Below are 5,742 nucleotides of genomic sequence, written 5' to 3' on the forward strand. Positions count from 1 at the left end.
CGAAGCCGCGGCGCGGGGTGGCGGTGGCCGCCCCGGTCGTGCCGCTCGCGCTGCCGCTGCTGTCGCCGGCCGCGGACCAGATCGTCGCCTGGGTCGCGGCGGCGAAGGACAATGCCGGCCTGCCCTATGCGGTGATCGACAAGCAGGCGGCGTCGCTGCTGCTGTTCGATGCGAAGGGCGCATATCTCGGGCAGACGCCGGTGCTGCTCGGCGTCGGAATCGGTGACGATTCGTCGCCGGGCGTCGGCGCGAAGGATCTGGCCGAGATCGGGCCCGCCGAGCGGACCACGCCTGCGGGCCGGTTCGTCACGAAGTTCGGGCGCGCGTTCGGACGCCAGTCGGTACTGTGGGTCGACTATGCCAATTCGGTCGCGATCCATGCGGTGATCACGACGCATAAAAAGGAACGCCGGGTCGAGCGGCTGGTGTCGCCGAGCCCCGACGACAACCGGATCAGCTTTGGCTGCATCAATGTCGGCAGCAAATTCTATACCGGCGAGCTGAGCCCGCTGTTCCGCCGCAAGGGCGGCGTGGTGTATATCCTGCCCGAGAGCCGGACGCTCGACGACGTGTTTCCGCGGGCCCGGCTGCTGCCCTATCTGAAGCCGACGCCGGTCGCGGCGACCCCTGGTGCGGAAAGCGAACCGACATGATCCTGCTCTGGCTCGCCGCGGTGGCCGCTGCCCCCGCTCCTGCCCGCACCCCCGCTCGCGCCGACCGCCCCGTGGTGGTGAGCGCGCTGACCACCGAGGAGCTGATCGCGCAGTGCCGCGGCAAGGATGCGGACCCCGCGCCGAGCTTCTGCACGGGCTATATCCTCGGCGCGTTCGACACGCTGTCGATGGCGCGCGAGATCTGCCCGTCGGCGACCAAGGGCTCGACGATCGACGCGGTGGCGACGACGCGCAAATATCTGCGCACCAAGGGGAAGAAGGCGAAAGCCGCGCCGATCTTCGTGGTCCGCGATGCGCTGCGCCGGTCCTTTGCGTGCAAGCGGAACGCCAAACGCTAGCCTGCCCGCCGTACCGGTAGCGGTACGGCCCTATGACAATCCGCCGAAGTGCCACCCGCGACGATTCGTCGGCGGGCGGAATGGCAATGTGCAACGCCATGGTGAACGGCGGTGGCCTTCGATAACCGAAATAGTGCCTATTCTGAACGTCGTCGCAACATTCGTATGAATCGGTCATATTTGGGTATTGTCATATAAGTCATAATGGAGAATTCATGTCCCCGGAACCGGACCAAGCGCGAACGCGCAGCCGGACAAGGGGGCCTTCATGAACTTCAGACATACCACGTCCTATATTGCGCTGGCCGGATCGCTGTTGCTGACGGCGATCCCCGCTGCGGCGCAGACCGCGACGGACAGCCCGGCGACGCCGGCCCAGGCCAAGGTCGAGGCCGATGCGCAGACCGCGTTCGCCGCGGGCGATACGGCCAAGACCGTGTCCGACGACATGATCGTCGTCACCGGATCGCGGATCCAGCGCCCCAACATGACATCGGCCGCGCCGATCACCTCGGTCACCGCGCAGGACATCCGCGCGCAGGCGGCGATCACCGTCGAGGACGTGCTCAACCGCCTGCCGCAGGTGTCCCCCGACAGCCAGCAGACCTATCAGGATTCGGACGGCCGCCAGCGGATCAAGCTGCGCAGCCTCGGCTTCGAGCGGACGCTGGTGCTGGTCGACGGCAAGCGGCTGGGCACGCAGAACGGCCAGGACGTCGGCATCATCCCGCCCTCGCTGCTCGAACGCGTCGACGTGCTGACCGGCGGCGCGTCGTCGGTCTATGGATCGGACGCGGTCGCGGGCGTGGTGAACTTCATCCTGAAGAAGGATTTCGAGGGGATCCAGCTCGACGGCAATTACAGCTTCTACAATCACGAGAACAAGGACACGATCGTGTCGCCGCTGGCGCGCGCGAACGCGTTCGAGGCGCCGCGCGGGCTGACCAATGACGGCGGCCGGTCCGACGTCACGCTGACCGCGGGCACCAAGCTGTTCGACGGCGCGCTGCGCGTGTCGGGCTTCGTCAATTACCGCCAGGCCAATGACGTCCCCTATGACGCACGGTCGAGCTCGGCATGCCAGCTGGTCCAGACCGGCAAGGACGGCCCGCTGTCCTGCTCGCTGTCCACCTATTCGCCGAGCGGCTATATCTCGCCGCGCAGCGGGGCGAACAGCGGCGTCGGCTATGTCAACGATCCCGCCGGCACGCGCAGCTTCGTGCCGTACGGCGCGGGGGCGGGCAACGCGGCCAACCCCTATGACGGCTATTCCTACCAGCGCGAATTCGAACGCTATACGGCGGGCGGCTTCGTCAGCGCGAAGATCGCGCCCGAGCTCGAGCTCTATGGCTCGGGGATCTGGTTCCGCGACAGGTCGGTGAACCCCTATCCGACGCGCGTCTACAGCTACACCGCCTATGGCGACACGCCGTATCAGGTGAACTGCAACAACCCGTTCCTGTCGACGTCGCAGGCCAGCACGATCTGCGGTGCGCAGGCGGGGACGTCGGCGCTCGCGCCGCTCGACGTGCGCTATCGCTTCAACGACCTGCCCTTCTCGCCCGACGTCTATCTGAACAAGGGGATCCGCGCGACCGCGGGCATCCGCGGCACCGTCGGCGAGGCGTGGACCTATGATCTGGGCGGCGTGTTCTCGCGCAACCAGCAGGACATCACCTTCGGCAATTTCGCCGATTTCGACCGGGTGAACCGCTCGCTCAACGTCGTCAGCGTCAACGGCACGCCGACCTGCGCGGCGACCGTGTCGGGGGTCGACCCGGCCTGTGTCCCGTTCAATGCGTTCAGCGCGGGCACGCTCGGCGGACCGCTGGCCGATTACCTCTTCACCGCGCGCAGCGGCACTTCGACCGGCGTCGCCAAATTGTGGGACATCGTGTCGTCGGTGACCGGTGACCTCGGCAAATACGGGATCACCTCGCCCTTTGCGAACCAGGGCGTCGCGATCGCGCTGGGCGGCGAATATCGCAAGGACAGCTATGCCTCGTCCGCGGATGCGATCTACCGCGAGCAGAATGGCGGCGAGGATTTCAACCTCAGCCAGGACGTCTGGGAATCGAACATCGAGGTCCAGGCGCCGCTGATCGAGGAGCGCCGCTTCGCGCATCTGCTGCAGGTCACGGGCGGCTATCGTGTGTCGAAATACAGCAGCAATCCCAAGACCTTCAACACGTGGAAGCTCGAGGGCACCTATGCCCCGGTCAGCGACCTGACGTTCCGCGCGTCGTTCAACAAGGCGCAGCGCGCACCGACGGTGTTCGAGATCCGCCAGGCGACCGCGATCAACTATAGCCGGCAGGGCGGATCGCAGAACGACTTCTGCGCCCCCGTGCCGCGCCAGATCGCGGACCCCGCCAATCCCGGCCGGACGATCACCACGACCACGCCGATCGCCTCGCGCGAGGTGTGCGCGGCGACCGGACTGTCCGACGCACTCTATGGCAGCGCGACCCTGCTGTGCCCGAACGACCAGTGCACGGTGCGATCGGGCGGGTTCACCGCCGATCCGGAAACCGCCTATACCCAGACCTATGGCCTGGTCGTGAAGCCGAGCTTCCTGCGCGGGCTGGTCTTCTCGGTCGATCGCTACCGGATCAAGATCAACAACTCGCTCGGCTATAACGACGACAGCTATTACACCGATGGCTGCCAGCGTTCGAACGGCGACCCGTTCTTCTGCTCGGGGATCGTCCGCCAGCCCGGCACAGGCATCCTCTACGCCGCCGCCGCGAACAACCCGACCAGCGGCTTCATCCGCGCGGGCACGACCAATTATTACTTCTCGATCGCGCGCGGCTGGGACTTCCAGAGCCAGTATACGCTGGGTCTGGGCGGGGCCGGCAAGATCGACTGGAACTTCAACGGGTCGCTGACCACCTTTGCCGGCGGGCAGGATTCGCCGCTCCAGCCCAAGCGCAATTGTGCGGGCTATTATGGCAATGGCTGCGGCCAGCTGCTGCCGAAATGGTCGCACGGGCTGCGGACGACCTATACGACGAGCGACGGCATCTTCAGCACCTCGTTCAACTGGCGCTATGTCGGGTCGCTGACGAGTGCGGACAATTCGGGCGATCCGGCGATCGGCGGCACGCCCGACCGGGCGCGGACGACCTTCTACAGGATCGCGCCGGTGAATTATTTCGACCTGGCGCTGACCTTCGCCGTGTCGCGCGACTTCTCGCTCCGGCTGATCGCGAACAACCTGCTCGACAAGACGCCGCCGATCCTGGCGAATTCCTATGACATCAGCCTGGCGCGCAGCAACACGATCCCCGCGCGCTACGACGCGCTGGGCCGCAACCTCGCGGTCGGGGCGACCGTGCGGTTCTGATCGAACCGGGGCGTATCGGGGGGCTCGTCGTTCGCGACGGGCCCCTTTTTTTTGGGAAGCGCGCCGGCGACGTCCGTCCGTCGCTCCGCCCTCAAGACGCGTTAAGATCCGCGTGCCGGGCGCCGGCAATTTCGACGTCATGACGCAAACGGAACAAGACTGCGTCGAGAGTGTTCGAACCTGTTGTAAGTACAGGGAGAGTTAAATGTCAGATTATCGGGGCGGCGAGCCAATTCGTCAGAAGAGCGGCGCAGGCAAGACGATCGTCATCGTCCTTGTCGTCATTGCGGCCATCGTCGGTGTCCTCTTTGCGACCGGGTTCTGGAGCGCCAACGTGAAGGAAGGTTCGCTTCCGGAGGTCTCCGTCAAGGGCGGCGACATGCCGAATGTCGATCTCGACTCTAAGGCGGTCGTCGTCGGCACGAAGAAGACCGAAGTCGAGGTCCCCAAGGTCAAGACCGAGACCGAAACGGTCGACGTGCCCACCGTGGGCGTCAAGGACAATGGCGAGAAGTAAGACTTCGCCCGATGTCACGAGCCCTCACCTGACGGTGGGGGCTTTTTTTGTGACGCGACGCGGATGTAAGGGCGTTATCGCCGGGCACCGGGCAGCCGGTGTCAACGGCTCAACTTGGTGGAAACTCGACTTTCAGCCTATAAAGCGAGCATGAGAATCCTCATGCCGAGAAGGTGCAAAGCCGGCAGTGCGAGCGCAGTGACGAAGCGCCATTTTGTCAATCGGCGATAGCAGAGAAAGCCCGCCGTCATAGCAGCGACGAGCATGATAGGCTGAGCGAGCAAGAACAATACCAGCGCCCACGCGCCGACAGACTGTCCACCGTCCATCGCCATCGGCGAAACTAACGCGAGCATTGCCGCTCGACCCAATAGAGTGCCAGACAGCAGCGATGCCGCGAGCGGAAGCATACGCGTCACGGTAATTGCCAGATGTTTTGCCGGGCATGAACGCTCCTTTGCTTCCAACCTCGCTAAGCTTCGAATGTCTGCAATTACGCGAAGGTGGAAGTGTCAGCTTAATCCATGTGCCAAGTTAACCTGTTACGAACAAGGTTGACAATGGCCATGGACGACGCTCGCAGCATATAGAATTCCTGCCACGAAAGTACTGAAGTATCTCGTCGAATCAAGGTACGCAGAAGCACAAAGAAGTCGATCTCAAAACATAACTTATGTTATGCATTCTGTGATTTATCCATGTCCGCATTAGCCGTAAGGTACGTCTTAAAGGCGTATTTTCCATAAATCGTAGTATCAATAGTTAATTGTGGATACTGGGATCAAACTTAATAATAGTCCTGAGCAGCCTGTTTTATTACACGCCGGTGCGTTCGGCAGGCGGTTCTGCTGGGGGGGGGGGGGG

Annotated in this window: 5 protein-coding genes; 4 read left to right on the forward strand and 1 reads right to left on the reverse strand. The window is 63.8% G+C overall.

The window, feature by feature from the left end; all coding sequences use genetic code 11:
* The 4 genes from sphsw_RS08310 to sphsw_RS08325 form a co-directional block, all read left to right on the forward strand.
* Nucleotides 1–653 (forward strand): hypothetical protein (locus sphsw_RS08310; protein ID WP_042466863.1); only part of this gene is annotated, 653 nt, incomplete at its 5' end.
* Nucleotides 650–1,012, forward strand: a complete 363-nt coding sequence (locus sphsw_RS08315; protein ID WP_042466865.1) for a Rap1a/Tai family immunity protein — start codon at nt 650–652, stop codon at nt 1,010–1,012. The genes sphsw_RS08310 and sphsw_RS08315, both read left to right, overlap by 4 nt.
* Nucleotides 1,013–1,280: 268 nt before the next feature.
* Nucleotides 1,281–4,361, forward strand: coding sequence for a TonB-dependent receptor domain-containing protein (locus sphsw_RS08320; RefSeq protein ID WP_031440197.1), 3,081 nt, complete (start codon nt 1,281–1,283; stop codon nt 4,359–4,361).
* A 205-nt stretch (nt 4,362–4,566) separates the two neighbouring features.
* On the forward strand, nt 4,567–4,878 hold the full coding sequence (locus sphsw_RS08325) for a hypothetical protein (RefSeq protein ID WP_031440198.1): 312 nt from the start codon (nt 4,567–4,569) through the stop codon (nt 4,876–4,878).
* 137 nt (nt 4,879–5,015) lie between these two features.
* On the opposite strand, the gene sphsw_RS08330 is transcribed toward sphsw_RS08325, so the two are convergent.
* Nucleotides 5,016–5,345: a hypothetical protein gene (locus sphsw_RS08330; RefSeq protein WP_152555436.1), complete on the reverse strand. Its 330-nt coding sequence runs from the start codon at nt 5,343–5,345 to the stop codon at nt 5,016–5,018.
* Nucleotides 5,346–5,742 lie beyond the last annotated feature (397 nt).

The sequence above is a fragment of the Sphingomonas sp. FUKUSWIS1 genome (assembly GCF_000733135.1).
GTDB classification, from domain to species: domain Bacteria; phylum Pseudomonadota; class Alphaproteobacteria; order Sphingomonadales; family Sphingomonadaceae; genus Sphingomonas; species Sphingomonas aerolata.

Coding starts and splice junctions, on each gene's coding strand:
- sphsw_RS08315 (WP_042466865.1), top strand. CDS start 650: ATGATCCTGCTCTGGCTCGCCGCGGTGGCCGCTGCCCCCGCTCCTGCC.
- sphsw_RS08320 (WP_031440197.1), top strand. CDS start 1,281: ATGAACTTCAGACATACCACGTCCTATATTGCGCTGGCCGGATCGCTG.
- sphsw_RS08325 (WP_031440198.1), top strand. CDS start 4,567: ATGTCAGATTATCGGGGCGGCGAGCCAATTCGTCAGAAGAGCGGCGCA.